Annotated in this window: 20 protein-coding genes and 1 pseudogene; 7 read left to right on the top strand and 14 right to left on the bottom strand. The window is 49.0% G+C overall.

The features are described 5' to 3' along the window. Positions 1 to 262: 262 nt before the first annotated feature. A complete protein-coding gene (putA, locus tag BTA35_RS04350) occupies positions 263 to 3,922 on the top strand; it encodes a bifunctional proline dehydrogenase/L-glutamate gamma-semialdehyde dehydrogenase PutA (RefSeq protein ID WP_238377479.1) in 3,660 nt (1,219 codons plus the stop codon). Positions 3,923 to 4,112: 190 nt separating this feature from the next. Here putA and BTA35_RS04345 read toward each other — a convergent pair whose 3' ends face one another. Further along, complete coding sequence (locus BTA35_RS04345; RefSeq protein ID WP_077243165.1) at positions 4,113 to 4,346, bottom strand: hypothetical protein; 234 nt, start codon at positions 4,344 to 4,346, stop codon at positions 4,113 to 4,115. Between the two features lie 269 nt (positions 4,347 to 4,615). On the opposite strand from BTA35_RS04345, the gene oxyR reads away from it, so the two are divergent. Both oxyR and BTA35_RS18410 read left to right on the top strand, forming a co-directional pair. Further along, entirely contained in the window at positions 4,616 to 5,512 is an 897-nt protein-coding gene (oxyR, locus tag BTA35_RS04340) for a DNA-binding transcriptional regulator OxyR (protein ID WP_077243164.1), read from the top strand. A gap of 178 nt (positions 5,513 to 5,690) precedes the next feature. Next, positions 5,691 to 5,828, top strand: a pseudogene (locus tag BTA35_RS18410) (ACT domain-containing protein); the annotation flags it as partial. A 104-nt stretch (positions 5,829 to 5,932) separates the two neighbouring features. On the opposite strand, the gene BTA35_RS18405 reads toward BTA35_RS18410, so the two are convergent. The 6 genes from BTA35_RS18405 to BTA35_RS04310 form a co-directional block, all read right to left on the bottom strand. Further along, the gene (locus BTA35_RS18405) at positions 5,933 to 7,870 is read right to left on the bottom strand and encodes a hypothetical protein (RefSeq protein WP_238377478.1); all 1,938 of its coding nucleotides are present in this window, start codon (positions 7,868 to 7,870) and stop codon (positions 5,933 to 5,935) included. Positions 7,871 to 8,248: 378 nt separating this feature from the next. Continuing rightward, entirely contained in the window at positions 8,249 to 9,799 is a 1,551-nt protein-coding gene (ahpF, locus tag BTA35_RS04330) for an alkyl hydroperoxide reductase subunit F (protein WP_077243162.1), read from the bottom strand. Between the two features lie 299 nt (positions 9,800 to 10,098). Beyond that, on the bottom strand, positions 10,099 to 10,665 hold the full coding sequence (gene ahpC / locus BTA35_RS04325; protein ID WP_077243161.1) for an alkyl hydroperoxide reductase subunit C: 567 nt from the start codon (positions 10,663 to 10,665) through the stop codon (positions 10,099 to 10,101). Between the two features lie 220 nt (positions 10,666 to 10,885). Further along, positions 10,886 to 12,577 (bottom strand): GGDEF domain-containing protein, encoded by a 1,692-nt coding sequence (locus BTA35_RS04320; protein ID WP_077243160.1) that lies wholly within the window; start codon positions 12,575 to 12,577, stop codon positions 10,886 to 10,888. A gap of 47 nt (positions 12,578 to 12,624) precedes the next feature. Then, a complete protein-coding gene (locus BTA35_RS04315) occupies positions 12,625 to 13,692 on the bottom strand; it encodes an amino acid ABC transporter substrate-binding protein (protein ID WP_077243159.1) in 1,068 nt (355 codons plus the stop codon). Between the two features lie 272 nt (positions 13,693 to 13,964). Beyond that, a complete protein-coding gene (locus BTA35_RS04310) occupies positions 13,965 to 14,828 on the bottom strand; it encodes a LysR substrate-binding domain-containing protein (protein ID WP_077243158.1) in 864 nt (287 codons plus the stop codon). A gap of 146 nt (positions 14,829 to 14,974) precedes the next feature. On the opposite strand from BTA35_RS04310, the gene BTA35_RS04305 reads away from it, so the two are divergent. Further along, a complete protein-coding gene (locus BTA35_RS04305; protein WP_077243157.1) occupies positions 14,975 to 16,099 on the top strand; it encodes an S-(hydroxymethyl)glutathione dehydrogenase/class III alcohol dehydrogenase in 1,125 nt (374 codons plus the stop codon). Between the two features lie 92 nt (positions 16,100 to 16,191). Beyond that, positions 16,192 to 17,028, top strand: a complete 837-nt coding sequence (gene fghA, locus BTA35_RS04300; RefSeq protein ID WP_077243156.1) for an S-formylglutathione hydrolase — start codon at positions 16,192 to 16,194, stop codon at positions 17,026 to 17,028. Positions 17,029 to 17,108: 80 nt separating this feature from the next. Here fghA and BTA35_RS04295 read toward each other — a convergent pair whose 3' ends face one another. Next, positions 17,109 to 18,197: a methyl-accepting chemotaxis protein gene (locus BTA35_RS04295; protein ID WP_077243155.1), complete on the bottom strand. Its 1,089-nt coding sequence runs from the start codon at positions 18,195 to 18,197 to the stop codon at positions 17,109 to 17,111. 279 nt (positions 18,198 to 18,476) lie between these two features. Between BTA35_RS04295 and BTA35_RS04290 the strand changes: the two genes are divergently transcribed. After that, positions 18,477 to 19,196: a YebC/PmpR family DNA-binding transcriptional regulator gene (locus BTA35_RS04290; RefSeq protein ID WP_077243154.1), complete on the top strand. Its 720-nt coding sequence runs from the start codon at positions 18,477 to 18,479 to the stop codon at positions 19,194 to 19,196. A 98-nt stretch (positions 19,197 to 19,294) separates the two neighbouring features. Here the strand turns inward: BTA35_RS04290 and paaE are convergent, their stop codons facing one another. From paaE to BTA35_RS17885, 6 genes are all read right to left on the bottom strand, one after another. After that, positions 19,295 to 20,392, bottom strand: coding sequence for a 1,2-phenylacetyl-CoA epoxidase subunit PaaE (paaE, locus tag BTA35_RS04285; protein WP_077243153.1), 1,098 nt, complete (start codon positions 20,390 to 20,392; stop codon positions 19,295 to 19,297). Positions 20,393 to 20,563: 171 nt separating this feature from the next. Beyond that, positions 20,564 to 21,103 carry a 1,2-phenylacetyl-CoA epoxidase subunit PaaD gene (paaD, locus tag BTA35_RS04280; protein WP_077243152.1) on the bottom strand — a complete coding sequence of 180 codons (540 nt, stop codon included), beginning with the start codon at positions 21,101 to 21,103 and terminating at the stop codon, positions 20,564 to 20,566. Positions 21,104 to 21,208: 105 nt separating this feature from the next. Continuing rightward, complete coding sequence (gene paaC / locus BTA35_RS04275; protein WP_274378415.1) at positions 21,209 to 21,976, bottom strand: 1,2-phenylacetyl-CoA epoxidase subunit PaaC; 768 nt, start codon at positions 21,974 to 21,976, stop codon at positions 21,209 to 21,211. Positions 21,977 to 22,031: 55 nt separating this feature from the next. Next, entirely contained in the window at positions 22,032 to 22,325 is a 294-nt protein-coding gene (gene paaB / locus BTA35_RS04270; protein ID WP_077243150.1) for a 1,2-phenylacetyl-CoA epoxidase subunit PaaB, read from the bottom strand. A gap of 14 nt (positions 22,326 to 22,339) precedes the next feature. Next, positions 22,340 to 23,281, bottom strand: coding sequence for a 1,2-phenylacetyl-CoA epoxidase subunit PaaA (gene paaA, locus BTA35_RS04265; RefSeq protein ID WP_238377477.1), 942 nt, complete (start codon positions 23,279 to 23,281; stop codon positions 22,340 to 22,342). A gap of 528 nt (positions 23,282 to 23,809) precedes the next feature. Further along, positions 23,810 to 23,977 carry a hypothetical protein gene (locus BTA35_RS17885; RefSeq protein ID WP_160055096.1) on the bottom strand — a complete coding sequence of 56 codons (168 nt, stop codon included), beginning with the start codon at positions 23,975 to 23,977 and terminating at the stop codon, positions 23,810 to 23,812. Between the two features lie 274 nt (positions 23,978 to 24,251). Between BTA35_RS17885 and BTA35_RS04260 the strand changes: the two genes are divergently transcribed. After that, positions 24,252 to 24,446: a hypothetical protein gene (locus BTA35_RS04260; RefSeq protein ID WP_139363611.1), complete on the top strand. Its 195-nt coding sequence runs from the start codon at positions 24,252 to 24,254 to the stop codon at positions 24,444 to 24,446. Positions 24,447 to 24,479 lie beyond the last annotated feature (33 nt).

The raw sequence follows: 24,479 nt of genomic DNA, 5'->3' as shown, positions 1-24,479 counted from the left end.
CTGTGACGTCCTTTACTGATGAGTTATTTAGCAGGCTTTGGCTGTATTCAGCCAATTTCCCCTGCCATTCAGGTTGTTAGATAGTTTATTAGAACTCTATAGTCTAATTAACTAAATAAATAGACTTATTTTTAATATTCGGTTTGTTTTTTGGTTGAAAAATAAAACAAAGTTTTAAATATGAAAAAAAAATAGAGAATAAGTCTATTCGTCAAAAGCTAGAATGCAGAGCATTATTCCCATAATAACGAAAGGTGTCGATATGACTCAGGCAATGAAGACGATAACAAATGCCGCTATGACCACGACCGCTATCCGTGAAGCGATGCGTGACCATTACTTGGCAGATGAAACCCATTCGGTTAATGCATTGGTTGAGATGGCAGGCTTGTCTGCCGAAACACGACAGCAGATCTCAAATGAAGCGGCAAAATTGATTACCCGCGTTCGCACATCTGCAAAACCTTCGATGATGGAAAATTTTCTTGCGGAATATGGTCTGACCACAAAAGAGGGTGTCGCTCTGATGTGTCTTGCAGAGGCACTATTACGTGTACCGGATGCTGAAACCATTGATGAGCTGATTGAGGATAAAATTGTTCCTGGTAAATGGCAGGAGCATCTGGGGCAGTCGGAATCAGCACTGATCAACACCTCCACCTGGGGGTTGATGGTGACCGGAAAACTGATTGCGTCTCCTGATGAAAAGGGCCTGACCAAGACTCTACGTGGCATGATTAAGCGTTTGGGTGAGCCTGTGGTTCGTACCGCCGTTAAACAAGCGATGAAGGAGCTAGGGCGTCAGTTTGTACTGGGCCGCACCATTGAAGAAGCCACCAAAAACGGTAAGAAGCAACAGGCCCGTGGTTACAACTATTCGTACGATATGCTGGGTGAAGCGGCACGTACTGATGCTGATGCACTGCGTTATCATCGCGCATATTCTGAAGCGATAGCTAAAATCGCATCGGCCTGCAAATATGATGATATCCGTAAAAATCCCGGCATCTCGGTAAAACTGTCAGCTCTGCATCCGCGTTATGAATTCGGTAAATACGACAGTGTAATGGATACTCTGGTTGAGCGTACCTTCCAGTTGGCGCTGATGGCGAAAGAAGCCAATATGGGCTTTAACATCGATGCGGAAGAAGCGGATCGTCTGGACCTGTCGCTGGATGTCATTGGCGCGGTACTGGCACGCCCTGAACTGGCGGGCTGGGATGGTTTTGGGGTGGTGGTTCAGGCCTTTGGCCCGCGTGCACCTTTTGTCCTTGATTGGCTGTACGCCACCGCTGAGAAACTGGATCGTAAGATCATGGTGCGTCTGGTGAAAGGTGCCTACTGGGATGCAGAGATCAAGCGTGCTCAGGTGATGGGCCTGAAAGGCTTCCCGGTATTCACCCGCAAAGTGAACACCGATGTGTCTTATGTGGCTTGTGCTACTAAGTTGCTGAAAATGACTGACCGCATCTACCCGCAGTTTGCGACTCACAACGCACACTCTGTGGCTGCAATTATGAATCTGGCGGATGATCTGGATAAATTTGAATTCCAGCGCCTGCACGGCATGGGTGAGTCTCTGCACGATGTGGTTGTGCAGGAAAGTAAAGTACGTTGCCGAATCTATGCCCCTGTGGGAGCACATCAGGATCTGCTGGCTTATCTGGTACGCCGCCTACTGGAAAATGGTGCGAACAGCTCTTTTGTAAACCAGATTGTTGATCATGATATTGCACCGGCTGATATTGCCCGTGATCCGTTTGACACGGTAATGGCACTGGACAGTATTTCTAACCCTGTTATTACCCGTTCTGCTGACCTGTTTAGCAATAAAGAGCGTGGTGAAACCCGTCGTAACTCTATTGGCTGGGATATCACTGATGCTCGTACTGTTGAACAGCTGGATAAAGAGCGCGGAGCCTACCTGAGTCATAAGTGGCAGGCAGGACCTATGATTGCCGGTGATGTTGAAGGTGCGAACACCAAAACGGTCATCAACCCGGCCAATCACCAGGATATAGTGGGTGAGGTGCGTGAAGCCTCTGAAAAAGATATCGAAACCGCTATCGTTGCCGCACAAAGTGGCCAAAAAGCCTGGGAAGCGCTGTCGGTTGAAGAGCGTGGTGCCCGCATCCGTAAATTCGCCGATCTGATGGAGGCGAATGCCGGGGAGCTGTTTGCACTGGCGACCCGTGAGGCGGGTAAGTCTCTGTTGGATGGTATTGCTGAGATCCGTGAAGCCGTGGATTTTGCACTTTACTACCCGGATGAAGCGGAACTGCACAGTGCTGATGGTACAGCCCGGGGCCTGATCACTTGTATCTCTCCGTGGAACTTCCCGTTGGCGATTTTTGCCGGTCAGATCTGTGCTGCTCTGGCAGCTGGTAATGCGGTTCTGGCTAAGCCTGCAGAGCAAACCGCTCTAATGGCTGCCCGTGCTGTTGAACTAATGCATGAAGCCGGTATACCGAAAGATGTTATTCAGCTGTTGCCAGGGGCGGGTGCCGTTGTAGGTGCAGCCCTGACCTCTGATTCCCGTATCAAGGGTGTTTGCTTCACCGGCTCTACGCCAACAGCACAACACATCAACCGCTCTATGGCCGCCAATATGTCACCGGAAGCACCGCTGATTGCGGAAACTGGTGGTATGAATGCCATGATTGTGGATTCTACCGCCCTGCCTGAGCAGGTGATCCGTGATGTACTGGCATCTTCTTTCCAGAGTGCCGGTCAGCGTTGTTCCGCACTGCGTGTACTCTATGTACAGAAAGATATTGCCGAGCACCTACTAGAGATGCTTTACGGCGCTATGGATGAGCTGACCGTGGGTAACCCCTGGTTGATCAGCACTGATGTAGGGCCTGTTATCGACAAGCTGGCTCAGGACAAGATCATGGCGCACATCAACGCCTTTAAAGAGCAAGGTCGCTGCCTGAAAACCTATGAAGTGCCAACAACCGGCACTTTTGTACCGCCAACCGTGATCAAGCTGGACAGCATTAATGAGATGGAAGAAGAGATCTTTGGCCCTGTCCTGCATGTCTGCACCTTTGAATCCAGTGAGCTGGATCAGGTGATCGCCGATATCAACGGTCGTGGCTATGGTCTGACTTTTGGTCTGCACACCCGTATGGATTCCCGTATCGACTACGTAACTGAGCGTGTTCATGTGGGTAACTGCTATGTGAACCGTAATCAGATTGGTGCCATTGTGGGTTCTCAGCCCTTCGGTGGTGAAGGTTTGTCCGGTACCGGGCCTAAAGCCGGTGGTCCACTGTATGTACGTCGTTTTAAGAATATTGCCGGTGAGAACCGGGCAGAGCCCCTGCAGGGTGATGCGGTATCCGAAGCGGTACTTCAGGAAGCTGTTAACAGCGCACTGAAATTGGCAGTGCCTGAATCGGACAAAGCAACTGAGCTGGTTGAACAGCAGCTGGGTGCTCTGGCTTCTCATGTGAGATCCGATTTATTGGTTACCCGAGAAATGCCGGGGCCGACGGGAGAGTTAAACCGCCTGAGTTTCCACGCTCGGGGACTTGTTCTGTGCGTAGGCCCTGATATGGAAAGTGCAACTCAACAAGCGGCTGTTGCACTGGCTCAGGGGAATCAGGTCGTAGTGGTTGCGCCGGGTATTAAAGCACTGGCGGATCAGCTGGCTGAAGCTGGCCTTCCTGTGGTTGGGTTGGATGGTGCAGTTGAGGCTTCTGTATTGCAAGGACTGACCGGGATTGATGGTATTGCCAGCAATGCTAACACCGAGGTGCTGACAGCATATCGTAATGTATTGGCTAAGCGAGATGGTGTTTTACTGCCGTTACTGACAGAAGCTCATCTGCCTGAGCGCTTTGTCCATGAACGTCACCTGTGCGTGGATACAACCGCTGCTGGTGGTAATGCAAGCCTGATCGCTTCCACGAACTGAGAACACTCAATCACATAACATAGTAAAACTTTTGGACAGGGTCATTCGCGTGCCAATGGCCCTGTCCGTTTTTACCGTAGATACAGACGCGTTCTTTCCTGGCCCACCACAGTCTTCTGCCGACAGATCCTTAGCCCTAACGATGCTAGGCCTTCCCTGTACACTCCGGCATACTTTGTTCATGTATTTCTCAGGTAGCGTGATTCAGCCCTAACAGTTGCCCAAGCTCCCCTACATGATGAGAGATACTTTTACTGCGATTACGGAACTCTTTTTGCAGCTCAAGCATGGCCGTTTCCAGCTTTAGGGCATTTGCTAACTTATTGTCCAGGCTCTGATCTCTCTTCACAGATGGAGTTGGTACTTGTGCTGTTTTATAGCTGCGTTTTGTTTTCTTCGCGGTTTGTAAGCCTGATATTGCCATGATGATCCTGATGGTGATCTATGAAGTATTTATTGCCGCCTGCCAAATAACCTTTTTTTCTTATTGTTACTTTTGTGTCGCTTTGTGTTATCTGGGGGGCGGTATTTTGATCTATATCAGATATAAATCAAGATGCTGGATTAGTTATCATGGTTATTATTTGTATCTTATTCGAAGCTTGTGTTTCCTCAGGTCATTGCAGGCGTGGTTTGGTCAACCTAAGATAGGTAAAACCTAAAAATAAATAGCTCATAAGTAAGGGGAAGCCTATGGTAAAGCTAAGGGATCTGGAGTACCTGGACGCAATTGACCGCTTTAAACATTTTGGTAGGGCTGCAGAGGCCTGTTTTGTGAGTCAGCCTACGCTAAGTGGGCAGATTATGAAGCTGGAAGAGCAATTGAATCTACAGTTGGTAGAGCGTCATCGAAGAAATGTAATGTTAACTCCTGCAGGGGAACAGCTGGTAAAGGAAGCCCGTAACGTACTTAGCGCTGCACATGTATTTGAAGAAACAGCCCGTACATTGCTGGACCCTTTGGCAGGGGATCTGCATGTGGGAATGATTCCGACTCTGGCACCTTATTTGTTGCCTTATGTTATGGAGCCTCTGAATGAGCGCCTGCCTAAGGTCAGTTTCTATCTGCATGAGAAACAGACTAAAGTGTTGATGCAGGAGTTGAATGAAGGCAAGTTGGATCTTTTGATTTTGCCCTGGTTGGAGGATATGCAAGGGGTTGAACGTTATGACCTGTTTGAAGAGCCTTTGGATCTTGCTGTATCGCCTCAGCATTCGCTGGCAAACAAAACTCAGGTGACCTTTGATGACCTGAATAATCAACAGCTACTGACACTGGAAGATGGTCACTGTCTCAGAGATCAGGCTCTGGGTTATTGCTTTACTGCCGGAGCAAAAGAAGATCACCGTTTTCAGGCCACAAGCCTGGAAACCCTGCGTTATATGGTCGCCAGCGGTATCGGTATGACAATGTTGCCAAGGCTGGCAACACATAACCTGGAAGATACCCACCGTATTCGTTATATCCGGTTTAAGACTCCTGAGCCAACCCGAAATATCTCTCTGCTGATCCGGCCGAACTACTCCCGGATGACCTGCGTGCGTGAAGTGGTCAGCTGTATACGGGATGTAATGAAAGATTTGCTCTGAATGTGTTCTACGATGCACTACGCCAGATCATAGGTTATCTAACAACTTGTTTTGCCATAAAAAGTGATTTGAAAGCATACCAAAGCATGCTATTTCTAAAGGATAGTTTAGCTGTGACTGCCTTCTAAATACGGCAGGGTAGCCACAGATCATAATAAAAGCAGAGCGGAGAAAGGCTATGTCACAACAACTGGTATTAACCCTGATCGGTGATGACAAGCCCGGTCTTGTGGAAAAAGTTTCTGAAACGATCGCTCAGCACCATGGTAACTGGCTGGAAAGCCGTATGTCCCATCTGGCGGATAAGTTTGCCGGTATACTGACCGTTGCGGTAGCCGATGATCAGGCGGATGCCCTGGTCGCTGACTTGGTCGCTTTGGAACATTTTGGACTGACGGTTACGGCCGCTAAGGCCGGCAGTCATGTGATTTCAGGTTCTGCTGTTTCGCTGTCTGTGGTGGGTAACGATAAGCCGGGTATTGTGAAAGAGGTGTCACAGGTTTTGAGCCGTCTGCAGGTGAACGTTAAAGAGTTAGATACCTGTTGCGAGCCTGCACCGATGAGCTCGGAGATGTTGTTTAAGGCTGATATGGTTCTGACGGTGCCCGGCAGTGTGACTCTGCCCCAGGTGGAAGAAGCCATTGAGGCACTGGGTAGTGATCTGATGATCGAATTTAACAGCGAAGAGAAGGTTGCCGGATAAAAAATGGAATTTGACAGTAACCACCAGATAGAAAAAAGGGCCGCTCTAGTGGCCCTTTTCTGTATGCAGCTCTCTGACCTGAATAAGGTTTGCACGCCGTGCTGGCGCACATCCAGCGCGCCTCGGGTCAGATCACCAAAAGCATACAGACGGTCCACACTAAGGTCGCGCTCTTTGGCGGATAAGAGATTAAGCTGGCGTACCATATTCAGTGTATCTTGATTTAATGGCGGGATTTCATACTCGTCATTTTTAGGTGGCCAGATATCCGAGTCCAGTTTACGCTGCCCTATCCAGGCATTGGCGACCAGTACCTCCGCTGTTTCTGCCATATCTTTGTAGGGATCAGCTCCTTTTTCTTTCTGGAAGTACATGGCATCACTTGTTTTTCCGGCTGGCCGAGAGAGATCGCCCATTCGGGACATAAAAACTAGGTCTCGGGCCTCTGCGTTGTTTCTTACCGCATCAATAGCAGCCAAAGCATCGCTGTGTTCTGTCAGATCAAGCGGTTCGAGATAATCACTGCCAAACAGGTGTTCCATACCCTGCACGGTAATTTCCAGATAAGCGCGTTGGTTACTACGGTCCAGATTGTTTAGCGTGCCGGTCATATTCAACAACTGCTCATCGCTGAATTCATAGTTATCCAGCAGGTCCAGCGTATCTTTAACCATATCTCGTCCAATGGAGTAGCTGTGATTATCCAGCCAAGCCACGTTGGCTGCTGTGCCGTCATTCAGGTTGCTGTTGTTATCGGCTTTTATTTTTAGGTCAAGCATGTGCCTGGTTTTATCAGCGGTCTCAGCAATAAATTGCAGTAATCCCTCTTTTGCTTCCGGTGAGAACGCTTTGTTTTTCAGCATTTCGTAGCTGCGTACCCCTAACTCTTCATCCAGAATATAAACCTGCATTAAGGGGATTTTTTGCGTCTCGTCAACACTGTCCAGATTGTTCATCAGGCTCTGATGGTCTTTGGTGTTTTGCAGGGCATTCAGAAATGTGCTCAGGTTATCTATTGAGCTGTTTTTGTTTTGGGGTAGGCGAAACAGTTCTTTTCGGCTGTAGGTGTCCGGCTTTTCTCTTGGTTGAACCTGTTCTGTGTAGGGCTGCACCTGCTCAGCATAGGCATGGGCTTGGTCGAGAATCTGTTGACGCAGTGCTGGATCGCTGTCAGCCAGAGTCTGCATTACATCCCGAATGTGGATAAGATTCTGAAGATCATAGCTTTTTGGATAGAGATAACCATAGTGACCCTCCGATTGCATGGCAATCATAATATCGGTGAACTGGGACAGCTCTTCGTCGCTGAGATTTTCCGCCAACTGGAAAATATCATCCCCTTTCAGTAAGTCCTCGTAATCACGGATATTACTGATTATGACGTCCCGTTGTTCCGGTGATAGTCGCGCCAGTAAGGCATCGGCTTTGACTTTCTGTTCGCCATGAAAAAGGTCGTTATAGGTTGCCTGTTCAATAGGCACTAACTTGGCACCATCTTCAATACCGAGTTCCCGGACTTGTACTTTGGTGTTTTCTCGGGCGCTCTGTACTGCCTGTTGAACAGACTCAGAAGGTGATGAGGGGTTTTGCGTTCCGGTCGTGGCGGTGTTTGAGGTGTTAAAAAAACGGCCGAAATAATGGCTGGTATTCAACATGGTCTGACTTCCTTGTGGTAATGACAGATTCGACAAATCTGTGATGCTATCCCTATCACATTTTGCTTATTAAGATTAGCTGGTATAAATAAAATGTGAACTGAAAATGATATCGGCTATTGGCTGTGAAAATTTAGTATGGTTGCATATATTAATGCTGTTTGATTAATAGCGGACAAAAAAACCGAAGGAACTCTTCTGTGGAAAAGCCCTTCGGTAAAACAATACGATAGTCTGCGGTTCAGGCGCATAGAGTCGTATTGGTTGGAACTCCGTCATAAACCAGACGGCGATCAAGTAAATGGAACACTTTCTGACCGGCGGTGTTTGATGGCGCTGCCGGATATACCGCTTATCATTCTGTAGTGGGTCTGACCTTTATGAGCGGATCAGGTAATCAAAAGCTCCGAGGGCTGCCGTTGCACCGGAACCCATGGAAACAATGATCTGCTTGTAAGGGGCTGTGGTCACGTCACCAGCGGCAAAGACACCGGGCATACTGGTTTGCCCCCGAGGGTCTACTTCGATCTCGCCACGGCTGCTCAGTTCCAGCGTATCTTTCAGGAAGTCACTGTTTGGTACCAGGCCGATCTGGACAAAGATACCGTCCACATTGACCGTGTGAACCTCATCGGTGGCGCGGTCTTTATAGGTCAGGCCGGTAACCTTTTTGCCATCGCCCAACACTTCGGTGGTCATCGCTTGTTTGATGATCTTCACGTTTGGCAGAGACTCCGCTTTTTTCACCAGAACATCATCCGCCCGTAAGCTATCACCAAACTCCAGAACGGTGACCTGTTCTACGATACCGGCCAGATCAATAGCGGCTTCAATACCGGAGTTGCCTCCACCAATCACCGCTACCGGCTTGCCTTTAAACAACGGACCATCGCAGTGCGGGCAGAAACAGACACCTTTTGCTTTGTACTCGGCTTCGCCCGGTACATTCATCTCTCGCCAGCGAGCGCCGGTAGCCAGAATCACGGACTTGGCTTTCAGTACGGCACCGTTGGCCAGCTCGACCTCTTTCAGGCCGTCGGCACCTTCCCTCAGAGCAACTGCTTGCTGGGCCTTCATAATATCGACGTCGTATTCTTTAACGTGCTCTTCAAGTTGAGCAACCAGTTTGGGGCCTTCGGTATAAGAGACAGAGATAAAGTTCTCGATACCCACCGTATCGGCCACCTGGCCGCCGAAGCGTTCAGCGATAACACCGGTACGGATACCTTTACGGGCGGAGTAAATGGCAGATGATGCGCCTGCAGGGCCACCGCCAACGACCAGTACGTTGTAAGCTTCTTTATTGGCCAGTGCCGCAGCGGCTTTGGCATCCGCCTCGTCATCGACTTTGTTCAGAATCTCAGCCAGGGTCATCTTACCGTTACCGAACAGCTCTCCGTTCAGGTACACGGAAGGTACGGCCATGATCTCACGCTCTTTCACTTCATCCTGAAACACGCCGCCGTCGATCATGGTGGCGGTAATGTTCGGGTTCAGGATCGCCATCAGATTAACTGCCTGAACCACGTCCGGGCAGTTATGGCAGGAAAGGGATACATAAACTTCAAAGTTCAGTTCTCGGGTCAGGCCTTTTGCCTGTTCCTGCAGGGCTTGCTCTTCTTTAGACGGGTAACCCCCGGCCTGCAGCAGCGCCAAAACGAGGGAGGTAAACTCGTGGCCCATAGGGATGCCGGCAAAGGTTACGCGGCCTTTTTCACCTTCAGGGGCGATGACCATCTGGGGCGCACGGCCCGTTGAGGTTTCATCGACCGTCAGAGAAATCTTGTCATTCAGGCCTTCAATGTCACGGGCCAGGTCCAGCAATTCATCGGATTTTGCTGTGCCATTTACGGATACCGTCAACTCGATCGGATTAACGAGGCGTTGCAGATAGGCATCCAGCTGTTGTTTCAGATTCGCTTCAAGCATGGTTATTTCACCCACTTAGTTAAAAAGTTATCCGTCTTGTTTACGGTGATCTGTTCTGATTCGTCTGTTATCGATCCCTTTGGCGTTACGCTGAGTGAACATTCAGGCATAAGGGCACCGTAGTCTGCTTTTGATGGTTAAAGCAGAACTGAGGGTTAAATGTCAGAACAGGGTATTCGGTCTGCCTGTGCCTGTATCGCTGATGGATCAGGCGTTCAGAACCTGCCGGATGGCAGATTCTGAAGGATATGGAGTGTCAGGGTGGCACTCCATAAACCAAGTGCTTTGGGTCGGAAGACTTAGATTTTGCCAACCAGATCCAGAGAAGGAGCCAGAGTCGCTTCACCTTCTTTCCACTTCGCAGGGCAAACTTCGCCCGGGTGTGCTGCAACATACTGAGCCGCTTTGATTTTACGCAGCAGGTCGTCAGCGTCACGGCCGATACCTTCAGCGGTGATCTCCATCGCCTGAATCACACCTTCAGGGTCGATCAGGAAAGTAGCGCGGTCTGCCAGGCCAACACCTTCACGCATAACATCGAAGTTGTTGGTGATGTTGCCAGACTGATCGCCAACCATGTAGTAGTTGATCTTGCCGATGGTGTCAGAACTATCGTGCCATGCTTTGTGTGTGAAGTGGGTGTCTGTGGAAACAGAGAATACTTCAACACCCAGCTTTTGCAGTTCTTCATATTTGTCTGCAACGTCACCCAACTCAGTCGGGCATACGAAAGTGAAGTCTGCAGGGTAGAAGAAGAATACCGCCCATTTGCCTTTAACGTCTGCTTCTGTGATCTCTACGAACTCGCCTTGTTTAAAAGCGGTTGCTGCAAATGGTTTGATCTCAGTATTGATTGCTTGTGGCATCTTAGTGCTCCTGATATTCATATAAAAAGTTGGTGAACAATTTAATGTTTTAAAAAGAGCTTTTTGTCAGCCCTTTTCTTTCAAGTCAGGAGAATTATAGGGGGTTACATCAGGGTGAGATAATTGATTACGCTGATTGTTATGATAGGCATGCTCTATTGCTATTCCGGACTTTTGTTAGCTTTTGACAATGATTTGAATTTGTCGACAGCTGATGACTTCAATCACTGGGCCTGAGCTTGATATCTTCGGAAGGGACTGTCTGTAATGTGCAGTTACGCCCCTGATCTTTAGCCTTGTAGAGCATGTCATCTGCTATTCTGATCAGCTGATCAACGGAGTTTTTACCATCTGGCAGAAGCACTGCAATCCCAAGGCTCAGAGTAATAATACCTTGCTCTGAATCCGGGTGTTTTAGCTGCATTTTTGCAACTGCTTGTCTCATTGTTTCTGCCAGTTCATAAATCTGTTCCTGAGAGGTATTAGCCTGGAGCAGAATAAACTCCTCCCCTCCATAGCGCCCGAGCAAGGTATCAGATAAGCGGTGGACGGTTTTATCGAGCGCGGATGCTACTTTTTTCAGACAAAGATCGCCAGCCTGATGCCCAAAACGGTCGTTATAGGTTTTGAAATGGTCAATATCGCACATGATCAGGGCCAAAGGTTGCTCCAAATTCATGCACATCTGCCAGTAGTCCTGTAGTTTCTGGTCGAAATAGCGACGATTAGCAACTTCGGTCAGGGGATCCGTTTCACTCAGAACCAATAGTTGACGGTTCAGTTTGCGCAGCTGCTGATTGGCTTGCTCGGTTTCTTCCTGAGCCTGATTTAATCGCTGCTCTGCCGTATTACGGGCATCGACAAAAACTTCAAAGGCCTGGCCAATGACAGAAATTTCATCATCACCGTTGGTGGGGATTTTTCTTGGACTACCGGCAACATGGGCGCTCATGACATCACTCAGATGATTCAGGCGCTCTACTAATTGGCGGCGAATGAATATCACCATGGCAAGAATACTGGATAGGAAAACGATACTGAAAACACCGACTACAATAACGGCTTGTTGCGCAGATGCCTCATAGGCTTTGGCAGCATGATGAGCCGTTTTTTTAAGGCTCTGGAAATAATTATAACCACTGGTGGTCAGTCGCTGTGAGTAGAGCCTTGATTTTCTTGCTGAAGCAAGTGTTGCCCGGTGACTTAAAATGACCGGTCTGCGCAGTTCAAAGGTTCGGCTGACTAATGGCTGCAGCTTTGCCAGTTGTTTAGGGTAGTCTACCAGCTGCTCCAGGGAGCTTTCTGCACTTCTCTGCAGGCGATGTAGCTGACCATTTCTTTCCGATTTTAAAGCAATCAGCAGAGTACTGATCACCTGCTGGCTAATCAGCTGTGCCTTGAGGGGCGCAGTTCCCGGTGGCCGTTCCTGGGCTGCACTTTGCAGCTGGTTAAGTAGCGCTTGCTCTTGCCCCATTAACAAACGCTCTTCTTCCATGCGCTGTGCCAGCTTCTCCAGGCTAGCGAAGAAAGGCTTCTGCCAGAGGTCTATCTCATCCAGGTAGCCTTGCTCCTCTTCATTGGTGGCGGTCAGCTGTTTGCGGACGTAATGATAGAGCTCCATCAGATCCTGATCGATGGCACCTTCCTGGCTGACACTTCGGTTGGTACTTAGAATACTTTCGAAGGTCTGAGCTGCGATCACTTCTGCATCACGGGAAAGCTCTGCTGCGGTTAATGCCCGTTCATAGTGCAGGCCGCTTAACTCTTTCAGGCCATCTGTCTGCTGGACCAGAGCCTGAATGCTCAGTGCTGCCATTACCAGATATAATGCAAGACCAATAACCAGAAACAGAGTTAGGCGAAAGCCGATGCTTCTGATGATTTTGCCGGAAAAACGTCCAAGATGACCCATAAAAGAACTCTTAATCTGTGGGCTTAAGTTAACGTCTGGAATCTGTACTATTTAAATGGTGGTGCAAACAGTGCGCCACCCTGGTTCCAGAGACGGTTTAGTCCACGTTCCATATTGATGGGGGTTCCCAGGCCAAAGTGGCGATTGTAAATTTCGCCATAGTTGCCAACAGCTTTAATCACCCGGTACGCCCACTGCTGGTCCAGGCCGAGTTCAGTGCCAATGTTGCTGGTTTTACCCAGCAGGTTCATGACTTCTACATCCGTGGTGGTTTTTAGTACCTGGTCAATGTTCCCGGAGGTAATACCCTTCTCTTCAGCCAGAATAACCGCATGAACGACAGAGCGAATGATTCGGGACCACTCGGGGTCATCGTTACGGACCTTTGGGCCGATTGGTTCACGGGAGATCATTTCAGGTAATACGATATAGTCTTTAGGGTTGTCTGCCCGGTTAGCACGATTCGTGGCGAGGTTCATACGGTCAGCGGTGTAGGCATCACAACTGCCGCGAAAGAAGCTATCACCATTTGCAAAGATAATATGGCTGTCGTAGCCCATAGCGTTAAACGTATCGACCAGGTTATTGTGGGTAGTGGTATTTGCCGTGACGCAGATCCGTTTGCCCTGGAGGTCAGAAAGCCTGCGTATACCTGAGCTTCTGCGTACCATAAAACCTTGCCCATCCAGCAGATAAATTGCCGGAAACTCAATCTGGTATTTATTCTCCCGTCCCAGGGTCCAGGTAGAACTGTACATCACGACATCTGTTTGTCGTTTCATTAGTGTTGTGAAGCGGGTTTTGGCACCAACCTCAATGAAATTTACAAACTCTGGGTTGCCCAGTACTGCAGCTGCCGTTGCCCGGCAGAAGTCAACATAAAAACCTTCCCAGCGACCCTTGTCATTAATAGCACTCCGGCCCGGGTCATCCGGGAATACGCCACAATTGAGATCACCGTTTCTGACCACATCATCTTTTGTGGCTGCCAGTCCAAACTGGCTGATCAGTAGTGTGCTGCATACCAGCACCAGGGAAACCTGTCTGCGAATTACAGAAGACAGGACGCGCGATATCAGCGTTGAGGTACGAAGAGTGGCAAAGAGTTTTTTCATGCAAGTGCATCCTGGCGATGTCAAAAATCTGAAAAATCAGGCCCATCGTATACGTAAAGGTGGCTTTGCCTGAGTAATTGTCATCCCGGATATAGCTGTATTTATTTGTCTAGGGCATGACTGTAACAGTTAGTATCAGTGTAGCTAAAATATATTACTTTTAAATGTTTATTTGAAACTCTATACATTAAAAGTTCTATTTTTTTGATACCTATCCGGCCAGATGCTCGTTCATACTGGGTTCCAGCCGGGTGACAGGCGTTCGCAGGGCTTCAGAAATTTTCTATCAGGTAGTCCACTAACAGTCGAACCTTTGGTGATAGCAGTCGGTTTTGCGGGTAAAGCGCCCAGATACCTTCATCTTCACACTGATAGCTTTCCAGTAAGCTAACCAGGGTCTTCTCTTTCAAGGCGTGTTCAACGTAATAATCTGGTAGCTGGACGATGCCCAGTCCTTTCAGCGCGGCATCCAGTAAAGCGTGGCCACTGTTGCAGCGAATACGACCCTGAATACGCAGACTGCGCTCCTGACCATCTGTTCGGAAGCGCCAGTAATCCAGGGTGCCCTGCAAACAGATGTGATGACTGAGTTCAGATAAGGTATGGGGTTCGCCATGTCGATGGATATAGTCTGGTGATGCACATACATAGAGCCTGCGACTTGAGAGGCGCCGGGCGATCATGCTGGAGTCACTCAATCGTCCCAACCGAATTGCCAGATCGTAGCTGTCGGTAATCAGGTCTATCGTCTGGTTTGTCAGCAGGCACTGTAGCTCCAGTTCCGGGTAGTGTTGCATAAAATTATTAAGCAAGGGCGTGATATGACTCTCGCCATAGGCTACAGGTGCCGTGATTTTCAGCCTGCCTCTGGGGCTGGCCTGCAGATCCGTAAGAGCACGTTCCGCATCGTCCAGGGCATCCAGAATCTGGCGGCAGTGCTGGTAGTAGATCTGACCTGCTTCAGTGGCGGAAACCTTGCGGGTTGTTCGATAGAAAAGCTTACTGCCCAGACGATTTTCTAACTTTCCAATCTGTCGGCTGACCTGTGCCGTCGAGCAGCTCAACTGTTGGGCTGCGGAGGTAAAGCCTCCGGTTTCATAAACGGCAACAAATTCATTCACGCCTTCCCAGTTCATTCGGCAGCCCTTCTTTTTTCCGTCTTAGATGAATATCTGATTATTACATACTGGTAAGAGTGATTTTATATTTTTAGTGATTATGCTTTTCTCTGTAACAGCTAAACTTGACGCAATGCCTTATTTTACTTTTATCGGAGAACACGATGACCCAACCTATGATCAAATCCCGTGCCGCGATTGCCTGGGGCCCGAATCAGCCGCTGTCTATTGAAGAAGTGGATGTGATGCCACCTCAGAAAGGTGAGGTACTGGTAAAAATTATTGCAACAGGCGTGTGTCATACAGATGCGTTTACACTGTCTGGCGATGACCCTGAAGGGATCTTTCCTGCAATTCTGGGCCATGAAGGTGGTGGTATTGTTGAAGCGGTGGGTGAAGGTGTCACCAGTGTTGCCGTCGGCGACCATGTGATTCCTCTGTACACCGCTGAGTGTGGTGAGTGTAAGTTCTGTAAATCAGGTAAAACGAACCTGTGTCAGGCGGTGCGTGAGACTCAGGGTAAAGGCCTGATGCCGGACGGCACCACCCGTTTCTACAAAGATGGTCAGCCGATCTATCACTATATGGGCTGTTCTACCTTCTCGGAATACACCGTACTGCCGGAAATCTCTTTGGCAAAAGTAAACAAAGACGCACCGCTGGAAGAGATCTGCCTGCTGGGTTGTGGTGTGACGACAGGTATGGGGGCGGTGATGAATACCGCCAAGGTCGAAGAAGGGGCAAGCGTTGCCATTTTTGGTCTGGGTGGCATTGGTCTGTCGGCGATTATTGGTGCCACTATGGCTAAGGCCAGTCGCATTATCTGCATTGATATCAATGAGTCCAAGTTTGAGTTGGCGCAGAAACTGGGGGCAACCGATTGCATCAATCCAAAAGATTATGACAAGCCGATTCAGGATGTGATTGTTGAGTTGACCGATGGTGGTGTGGATTACTCATTTGAGTGTATCGGTAATGTTGATGTCATGCGCTCTGCACTTGAGTGCTGTCACAAAGGCTGGGGTGAGTCCGTGATTATCGGTGTTGCCGGTGCGGGTCAGGAGATCTCTACCCGTCCGTTCCAGCTGGTGACGGGGCGTGTATGGCGTGGTTCCGCTTTTGGTGGTGTAAAAGGTCGCTCTGAGCTGCCGGGCATTGTGGAGGATTATCTGGCGGGTAAGTTTGCTCTTAATGACTTTATCACCCATACCCTGCCGCTGGAGCAGATTAATGAAGCCTTTGATCTGATGCACGAAGGCAAATCGATTCGTAGTGTCATTCACTACTAAACGGAATCTCAAAAGCGATTGAGCTGATGTTATGACAAAGTCGGGCCCCTTGTTTTAAAGGGAGGTTGCCCGGCTTTCAGTAGGAGAGTTTTATGGAACCTTTGGAAAATATCAGCCGTAACCGCAGTTTTGGCGGTTGGCACAAGCAGTATCGTCACCGTTCTGATGCCTTAGGCTGCGATATGCGTTTTGCCATCTATTTACCACCCCAGGCAGCAACAGAGCCCGTACCTGTACTCTATTGGTTGTCGGGTCTGACCTGTACCGATGAAAACTTTATGCAAAAAGCCGGTGCTCAACGTATGGCGGCAGAACTGGGCATCGCTATTGTGGCACCGGATACGAGTCCTCGGGGGGAAGGCGTTGCCGATGATGATGGCTATGATCTGGGCCAAGGGGCCGGCTTTTATCTGAATGCAACCCGGGAACCCTGGGCGCAGCATTACCGCATGGAAGACTACGTACTCAAAGAGTTGCCGGAGTTGATTGAGTCGGTTTTTCCTGTGACGAACAAACGTGCTATTTCCGGGCATTCGATGGGCGGACATGGTGCTCTAACACTGGCACTGAAAAACACAGGGCATTTTTGCTCGGTTTCAGCGTTCAGCCCTATCGTTAATCCTGTCAATGTGCCGTGGGGTGAGAAAGCCTTTACCGCATATTTAGGGGATAATCGAGAGGCCTGGAAAGCTTATGATAGCTGTGAGCTAATCCGACAGGCGAAGGAGCATCTGCCTATCTTAGTTGATCAGGGTGATGGGGATGATTTTCTACAGAGTCAGTTAAAGCCAGAGAATCTTGTCGCGGCGGCGAAAGCGTCAGGTTATCCACTGCAGTTACGTATGCAGGAAGGCTATGACCATAGCTATTACTTTATCGCTAGCTTTATTGAAGAGCATCTCAGGTTCCATAGTCGTTATCTGAGCTGAATGATATCTGGTGTTGGGATAAAAATACCGTTGCAGAGATAAGCTCCAACGGTATTTTTTCAGGTGGGGATGATCATCAGTTAAAGCTTATTGGCGTCCTGCATCAGCCGGTCAAGGCATTGAGTTACTTCAAGACTGGCATCCTCCATACACTGAAGGTGCTTCAGCATTGCATGGGTATCACCATCGGCCCCGGCTTTTAAAGCGGATCTGCCACAGTCATGTACCTGCTTATGTGGACGATCCAGGTCTTTAAAACTTTGCAGATGGCTGTAATGTTTTGCCCCATAGCCGTTAAAATACCAGTTACCTAAACGGCATTCTGTATGGGCGTTTACGCTGCTGCTGAACTGTTGCTTGTCGATCAGTCGATAGACATGATTCTTCCAGACTGCATGATCCAGTTTCACTGTGTTCAGGAACGCTGACGTTGTGGACTGGCTGATCACGGTTTGCATATGTGTGGAGCGCTCCAGAACGTGCTCAACCACATGATCAATTTGAGATGACGATGCTGAGATCTCTTCAGTGCTTTGCTGGTTCTCACTTACCATGATCTTAATACTATTGGTCTGAGAGATAACCTGGCTGATCAGAGATTCAATCTGACTGCTGGCCTCATGGGCCTTGGCTGCTAACTGGCGCACCTCATCGGCGACTACTGCAAAGCCACGACCTGCCTCACCGGCTCTGGCGGCTTCAATTGCTGCATTCAGGGCTAATAAATTAGTCTGATCTGAGATCTCCTGAATAGCTGAAACCAGTTTACTGATTCCTACAGCGGTTTTATCCAGCACGGAAACCGCAGTCATACTTTTACCGGCATGTTCACTGATAAAGTGAGCCCGACTTTCAAGGCGAGCTAAGGCATCCCGGGTTTCAGCAAAAACATCGTTCATCTGCTTCTGGGCTTTACGTTCTTCAATAAGCGCTTCAGCGCTGGAAGCCAGTCCATCCCGTATGGTATCCAGCATATCTCCGCCCTGAAGAACACAGGGCATAATGTTGGAAAAATCTTCTGATGCCTGTTGAATATAGCGGATATGACTCTCTTTCTCTTCAATGACTTCCTGCAGCTGTTGTACTTCGCTTTTGTACTGCTGTTTAAGCTGCATAAGCTCCTGTTTCAGAGCCTCATTTTCTGTTTTCAGTCCGTTGTTAAACCACATATCTGTACCCTTACATTGAATAGGGGAGTAATAAGATCTATTTTTTTTATTGGTAACGCTAATGTTACAGGATATTGCAGAGTTTTACATTGAGGTGTGCTTTAGTGGAGTCGCTATACTTAATTTTTCTATCTGGCTTATCGCTGGTTAAGGTGTTGCTGTTCACAGAAACATTGCAGGTTGAGCCCTTATCTTGGGCAGGAATCTCAGCCGATAGTTTTAACGCTTCGCGCTTAGGGGTAAAATCCGTGTTTTAAACCAATAAAACGGGATAATGGTATGGGCAGAGCCTTTCAAAACCGAAAAGAGTCCATGGCTAAAACGTCGGACGCCAAAGCTAAGCTGTACAGTAAATATGGCCGTGAGATCTATGTCTGTGCCAAAGCTGGTGGCGTTGAGCCTGATGGTAACTTGTCTCTGCGGAGCCTGATTGATCGGGCAAAGAAAGATCAGGTACCCGGACACGTTATCGATAAAGCTCTGGATAAAGCAAAAGGCGGCGGCGGAGAAGATTTTTCAACGGCACGCTACGAAGGCTTTGGTCCGGGCGGCACTATGGTGATTGTCGATTGTCTGACCGATAACCCAAACCGTACCTTTGGTGATGTGCGCACATGCTTTAACAAAGCCAAATGCAAAATTGGTGGTCAGGGCAGTGTCAGTCATATGTTCGACCACAGCGCGATCTTTGTTTTCGCTTATGAAGACGAAGAAGCGGTGCTGGAAGCCCTTATGGAAGCCGATGTTGATGTGACCGATATCGAGAATGAGGATGGTAAGCTGACGGTATTTGCTCCACACACGGACTATGCTAAAGCTAAGACGGCTATAACCGCTCTGGTTGGTGAAGATGTTGAGCTGGAAGTGGATGAGATCCAGTTTGTACCGCACAACATGACCGCTATCTCCGGTGACGATGTGGAAACCATGGACAAATTCCTGGATATGCTGAACTTCCTGGATGATGTACAGAATGTTTACCACAATGCTGAGTATTGAGTGATCGGCAGAATATGCTGACGCGATTATCTCAGATCTCAAATACTAAAAAGCCCTGATAAAATCAGGGCTTTTTAGTGAACGAACCCGGTACGAGGTTAACGTTGATCGAAATCCAGTACCACTTCGTCAGAGATCGGGTGCGCCTGACAGCTCAGAACATAACCGGCATCTATCTCGTGTTGTTCCAGGCCGTGGGAGATATCCATCTCCACTTCACCTTTTGTCAGCTTACATTTGCAGGTGGAGCAAACGCCGCCTTTACATGAATATGGCAGATCCATGCCCACCTCCATTCCGGCATCCAGAATATTCTGACCCACAGTTGCCAGGTCAAACATCACTGAACGCCCATCGGCGATAACGGTTACTTTAGAGGTTTTGTTTTCGCCATACTGTTCAACACGGGCGTGTGCTTTAGCCAGGGTTGCTTCTGCATCGGCAGAGGAGCTGGCGAACAGTTCATAGTGGATCTGATCATCACTCAGACCTTCCATCCGGAAGCCGCGGGAAACTTCAGTCATCATGGCTTCAGGGCCACAGATGAAGGCTTCGTCGGTGCTCTTAATATCGATCAGGCCGGCTTTCTGCAGGGCATAGCCTTTCTTGTTGTCGATTCGACCGTTCAGTAGGTCGGCACCCTGATCTTCATAATCCATGACGTTAATCCACTGGAAGCGGCTCATGTAACGGTTTTTGATGAAGTTCAGCTCATCTTTAAACATCACAGTGTTACTGCGCTGGTTACCATAGATCAGGGTAACTTTACTGTTTGGCTCGATATCCAGTACGGACTTCATGATGGAGATCATCGGCGTGATACCGGAACCTGCCGCGATGCACATATAATTTTTGGCGTTATCTGCCTTCAGCTCGGAGTAGAAGCTACCCTGAGGTGGCATCACTTCAATATCCATACCCGGCTTGAACGCGTCGTTGGCGTAGTTAGAGAAACGACCGCCATCAACACGCTTGATGCCCACACGCATGTGACCATCCGTTACGCCGGAGCAGATGGAGTAAGAACGACGAACGTCTTCACCATTGATCATGGCGCGCAGAGTCAGGAACTGACCCTGAATGAAATTAAATTTCTCTTTCAGTTCCGCAGGAACATCGAAGGTTACACAGATCGCGGTGTCCGTTTCCGGCTGTACATCCGCGATTTTTAGTGTGTAAAACTGGGTGTCAGACATGATGTCACCTATATCCTGTTGGCTGACTCAGTGGGAGCCTCGCCGGAACCGGCACTGGAAATGAGATATCCGGTGCGGGTTCTCTGATTATTTTTGTAGTTCCACACTCTGTGCTGTTTTTGACCGGCCAGATCATCCTGAATCAGCGTGTTTTGTCTCAGGGTTCTTGTTTCAGATCTTCTTAAAGTAGTCAAAAGGCTCATTGCAGTCGTTGCACTGGAACAGGGCTTTACAGGCGGTAGAGCCAAACTCACTGATCCGGCGGGTATTTCGTGAACTGCAATGCGGGCACAGGGCATGGGCATCCGGTGTTAAGCCATCTTCGTCCAGCTCAGCATCTTCCGGAGGCGCTATACCATAATTTCTGAGCTTACGACGGCCTTCCTGAGTCATCCATTCTGAACTCCAGGCTGGGGCCAGACTGGTTTTGATCTCGACATCCGAAAAACCGGCATCATTCAGTGCCTGAGTGATATCTTCTGCCATCGCGTTCATGGCAGGGCAGCCGGAGTAGGTTGGCGTGATGGTCACGACAATCTGTTTACCGTTACGCTTGATATCACGCAGCACGCCCAGATCCCAGAGACTGAGTGCCGGAACTTCCGGGTCTTTCACTGCATCCAGCAGATCCCAGAGATCCTTAACCGCTTCATCGCTGCGCAGCTGTAGTCGCTCGTACTGCTCAACCGGCATTAATGGGATTTCTGTCATGGCACGAGTACCTCAAATGGGCTGATGCGCTGCCTTCAGGCAGGCATCAGAGACTCAGTTGTCACAGTTTCGTGGCAATTTATCCACGAACAGGTGCAGCCGTTGTTACCACTTGCAGCCTGGGAAGGAACGATGCACGATCTGCATTTCGGTCAGCATATGGCCCAGGTTCTCAGTGTGATAACCGATACGTCCCCCACGGACGGCCCACTCTTCAGTTGGTAACGTCAGGGTTGCTTCCGTCAGGATTTCGGTTACTTTTGCCAGCCACGCATCACGCAACCTAGATACGTCAACGCCGATACCTGCGTCAGCCAGCAGCTGTTCAGTTTCGTCCATATCGAACAGCTCATGGGTGTAGCCCCACAGAGCATCAACCGCTTTCTGAGTGCGCTTGTGGCTCTCTTCAGTGCCGTCACCCAGACGCAGAACCCAATCACGGCTGCGGCGCAGGTGATATTTGGTTTCCTTGATCGCTTTAGCTGCAATCGCAGACAGGGTTTCGTCTTTGGATTTCAGCAGCTCAGGCAGCAGATAGGTGTAGTAGACATCGGCGAACAGCTGACGAACCTGTGAATAGGCGAAGTCACCTTTCGGCATCTCCATCAGCAGCAGGTTGCGGTATTCACGATCATTACGCATGTAAGCGAAATCGTCTTCGTCACGGCCATCGTTAGCCAGCTCTGCCGCATAGGTGTAGAACATGCGCGCACGACCGATGTAGTCGAGGGATACGTTGCCGTAGGCGATATCTTCTTCCAGGAAAGGACCATAGCTGATCCACTCTGAAATGCGGTGACCCAGTACCACTGAGTCGTCACCCAGGCGGGTGGTGTATTCAAGCGTTGCCGCTTTTATTGCTTCACTCATTATTTTTTTCTCCTCACCTTTTACCCGGTTATGTTCACGTACTGGTACGTAGACGTGATTACATATTGTTCACAGGGTCAGGCAGAACGTAATAAGTGGCATGACGGTATGGCTTGTCATCGTTAGGGTCGTAGAAGCTATCCGCATCGTCTTCCTGGGAGGCACAGATATCAGAAGACTTAACAACCCAGATGCTGACACCTTCACTGCGACGGGTGTAACAGTCTCGTGCGTATTCCAGAGCCTGTTCCTGATCTTCAGCGTGCAGGCTACCAACATGCTTGTGGTCGAGGCCACGTTTGGAGCGGATGAATACTTCGAATAACTCAAGTTTTTCAGTAATAACAGACATGGTTGATATCCCCTTTACGCTGCGTGCTGAGCTTTCTTAGCTCTTTTCTTTTCGTTGTATGCAGTGATGGCATCACGTACCCACTCACCTTCGTCGTGAGCAGCAATGTGGTGTTCAACGCGCTGACGGTTACAGTGACCGTTACCGTTGATAACGCTCCAGAACTCATCCCAGTTGAGGTCAGAGCTATCGTAGTGACCACGCTCTTCGTTCCATTTGATCGCCTGATCCGGGTGCTCAAGGCCCAGTACTTCGATCTGCTTAACCGTCTGGTCTACAAACTTCTGACGCAGGTCGTCGTTGGTTTCACGCTTGATCTTCCACTCCATCGATTTTTGGGAATGTGCAGAGTCAGAGTCATGGGGGCCAAACATCATCAGTGCAGGCCAGTAGAAACGGTTCAGTGCATCCTGAGCCATCGCTTTTTGCTCAGGAGAGCCTTTGGCCAGGGAAAGCATCGCTTTATAACCCTGACGCTGGTGGAAAGACTCTTCTTTACAGATACGGATCATGCCCCGGGAATAAGGGCCATAGGAGGTACGCTGCAGGGATACCTGATTGACAATAGCGGCGCCATCAACCAGCCAACCAATCGCCGCAACATCAGCCCAGGTCAGTACCGGGTAGTTGAAGATGGAGGAGTATTTGGCTTTACCACTTTGCAGCTGCTCGATCATCTCTGAGCGTGATATGCCCAGTGTTTCTGCCGCACTGTACAGGTACAGGCCATGACCCGCTTCATCCTGTACTTTAGAGATCAGTACGGCCTTGCGACGCAGTGATGGTGCGCGGGTAATGTAATTACCTTCCGGCTGCATGCCGATCACCTCAGAGTGTGCGTGCTGCGAAATCTGACGAATCAGGTTTTTCCGGTATTGCGCAGGCATCCAGTCTTTTGGCTCGATCTTTTCTTCTGCTTCGATCTTACGCATGAAATTTTGTTCTTCGGGCGTCATATCTATGCTCTCCGATCTTTTTATTATCTGCCAAGCCATGTAACTGATTTGACTCAGTGGTAGACGATTTATGTATCAACTTAAAGTTTCAACAAGTCATGTCTTTGGTGCAGGCAGGTTGCAGCAAATCAGAACGCACCCCTTCTATACGACAGGATGCGTGCCAGTTTGAATAATAGGCAAAGCAGTAAAGCTGCATTACCCAATTCTTATCTCAGATGCTTTATTATATGACACGTTTTTTAAAATGCAAAACATCAAAGTGTATCGCTTTATGTTTTGCCTGTTTTTTAAAGGTAAGCGAGAGACTGAGTGCTGCCTCAAGCAGCACTTTCCCATAGCTTGCTTTCGGGGGCTTTTTCCAGGATTGTGGCTCTGTTCGGAGGAGCAGAGCCTTATACTTTTGAGGAAGGCTCTGGTTTTTCTCTCAGGAGGGGGCGAATGGTGTTGCAGATCTTGCGGAGTATTGAGTTGTAAAGAAAGGCAGACTCTGATGTGTTGGTCGGCGCCATGCAGAGGTCTGGCGGGCTAAAAGCGCCCCTGGATTTTTAGACCTTTTGCCATGCGCTCCATGTTGTCTCTCATCCTGCTACGACGGTTTTCAAGGCGAGACTGAATTTCAGCCATCGTCAGTGCAAGTTCATCACAAAGAAGAGATGTTTTCTGCAGGCGTTTGCTCGTGGTGCTGTGGGGCATGGTGTGATCTCTTTTTAGTCCATGATGTTTGAGCGGTATATCCGTCAAAAAATTATGGGCATTCTAGAGGCGGATATGGATCTGTTCTGTAGGCTTTTCCCTGATAAATGTAAGTGAATGAAATGAGGTGTGTCCTGGTACTGCATTCAGGGTGAGATAATTAAACGGTTTTAAATTTTTTTCCTGTTGTCTTTCATCATGTCAGAAATTGTTCCATTTCATTGCTGGTGAGGCCGGTTTCAACATTGTAGTCTTGGCTTATTTGAGAGCGGCCATGATGAAGCAGAAAAAGCCTGCGGCTAAAGCGGAGGTTGTTTGCCGTAATAAAAAGCAGATGCAGGATGCGGGCGGAGAAATACCCTGTCGTGTTTGCCTGACACAGGGAGCGCCCTGCGCAGCAATGACTCAGCAGCTTTTTTCGGGTAAAGCCGAACTTGTTGAGTGTGAGCTTATCAAGCACCACTTCTGAAAAGCCCCTTTAACCCCAGCGATACAAAGTCGC

This window comes from Oceanospirillum linum (assembly GCF_001995095.2).
GTDB lineage: Bacteria > Pseudomonadota > Gammaproteobacteria > Pseudomonadales > Halomonadaceae > Oceanospirillum > Oceanospirillum linum.
The sequence above is the reverse complement of the archived record's forward strand: the minus strand, read 5'-3'. Positions and strand labels throughout refer to the sequence as shown.

Bases quoted from the DNA above. Each gene is read 5' to 3' on its own strand.
- putA (WP_238377479.1), top strand. From the start codon at position 263: ATGACTCAGGCAATGAAGACGATAACAAATGCCGCTATGACCACGACC.
- BTA35_RS04345 (WP_077243165.1), bottom strand. From the start codon at position 4,346: ATGGCAATATCAGGCTTACAAACCGCGAAGAAAACAAAACGCAGCTAT.
- oxyR (WP_077243164.1), top strand. From the start codon at position 4,616: ATGGTAAAGCTAAGGGATCTGGAGTACCTGGACGCAATTGACCGCTTT.
- BTA35_RS18405 (WP_238377478.1), bottom strand. From the start codon at position 7,870: ATGTTGAATACCAGCCATTATTTCGGCCGTTTTTTTAACACCTCAAAC.
- ahpF (WP_077243162.1), bottom strand. From the start codon at position 9,799: ATGCTTGAAGCGAATCTGAAACAACAGCTGGATGCCTATCTGCAACGC.
- ahpC (WP_077243161.1), bottom strand. From the start codon at position 10,665: ATGCCACAAGCAATCAATACTGAGATCAAACCATTTGCAGCAACCGCT.
- BTA35_RS04320 (WP_077243160.1), bottom strand. From the start codon at position 12,577: ATGGGTCATCTTGGACGTTTTTCCGGCAAAATCATCAGAAGCATCGGC.
- BTA35_RS04315 (WP_077243159.1), bottom strand. From the start codon at position 13,692: ATGAAAAAACTCTTTGCCACTCTTCGTACCTCAACGCTGATATCGCGC.
- BTA35_RS04310 (WP_077243158.1), bottom strand. From the start codon at position 14,828: ATGAACTGGGAAGGCGTGAATGAATTTGTTGCCGTTTATGAAACCGGA.
- BTA35_RS04305 (WP_077243157.1), top strand. From the start codon at position 14,975: ATGACCCAACCTATGATCAAATCCCGTGCCGCGATTGCCTGGGGCCCG.
- fghA (WP_077243156.1), top strand. From the start codon at position 16,192: ATGGAACCTTTGGAAAATATCAGCCGTAACCGCAGTTTTGGCGGTTGG.
- BTA35_RS04295 (WP_077243155.1), bottom strand. From the start codon at position 18,197: ATGTGGTTTAACAACGGACTGAAAACAGAAAATGAGGCTCTGAAACAG.
- BTA35_RS04290 (WP_077243154.1), top strand. From the start codon at position 18,477: ATGGGCAGAGCCTTTCAAAACCGAAAAGAGTCCATGGCTAAAACGTCG.
- paaE (WP_077243153.1), bottom strand. From the start codon at position 20,392: ATGTCTGACACCCAGTTTTACACACTAAAAATCGCGGATGTACAGCCG.
- paaD (WP_077243152.1), bottom strand. From the start codon at position 21,103: ATGACAGAAATCCCATTAATGCCGGTTGAGCAGTACGAGCGACTACAG.
- paaB (WP_077243150.1), bottom strand. From the start codon at position 22,325: ATGTCTGTTATTACTGAAAAACTTGAGTTATTCGAAGTATTCATCCGC.
- paaA (WP_238377477.1), bottom strand. From the start codon at position 23,281: ATGACGCCCGAAGAACAAAATTTCATGCGTAAGATCGAAGCAGAAGAA.
- BTA35_RS17885 (WP_160055096.1), bottom strand. From the start codon at position 23,977: ATGCCCCACAGCACCACGAGCAAACGCCTGCAGAAAACATCTCTTCTT.
- BTA35_RS04260 (WP_139363611.1), top strand. From the start codon at position 24,252: ATGATGAAGCAGAAAAAGCCTGCGGCTAAAGCGGAGGTTGTTTGCCGT.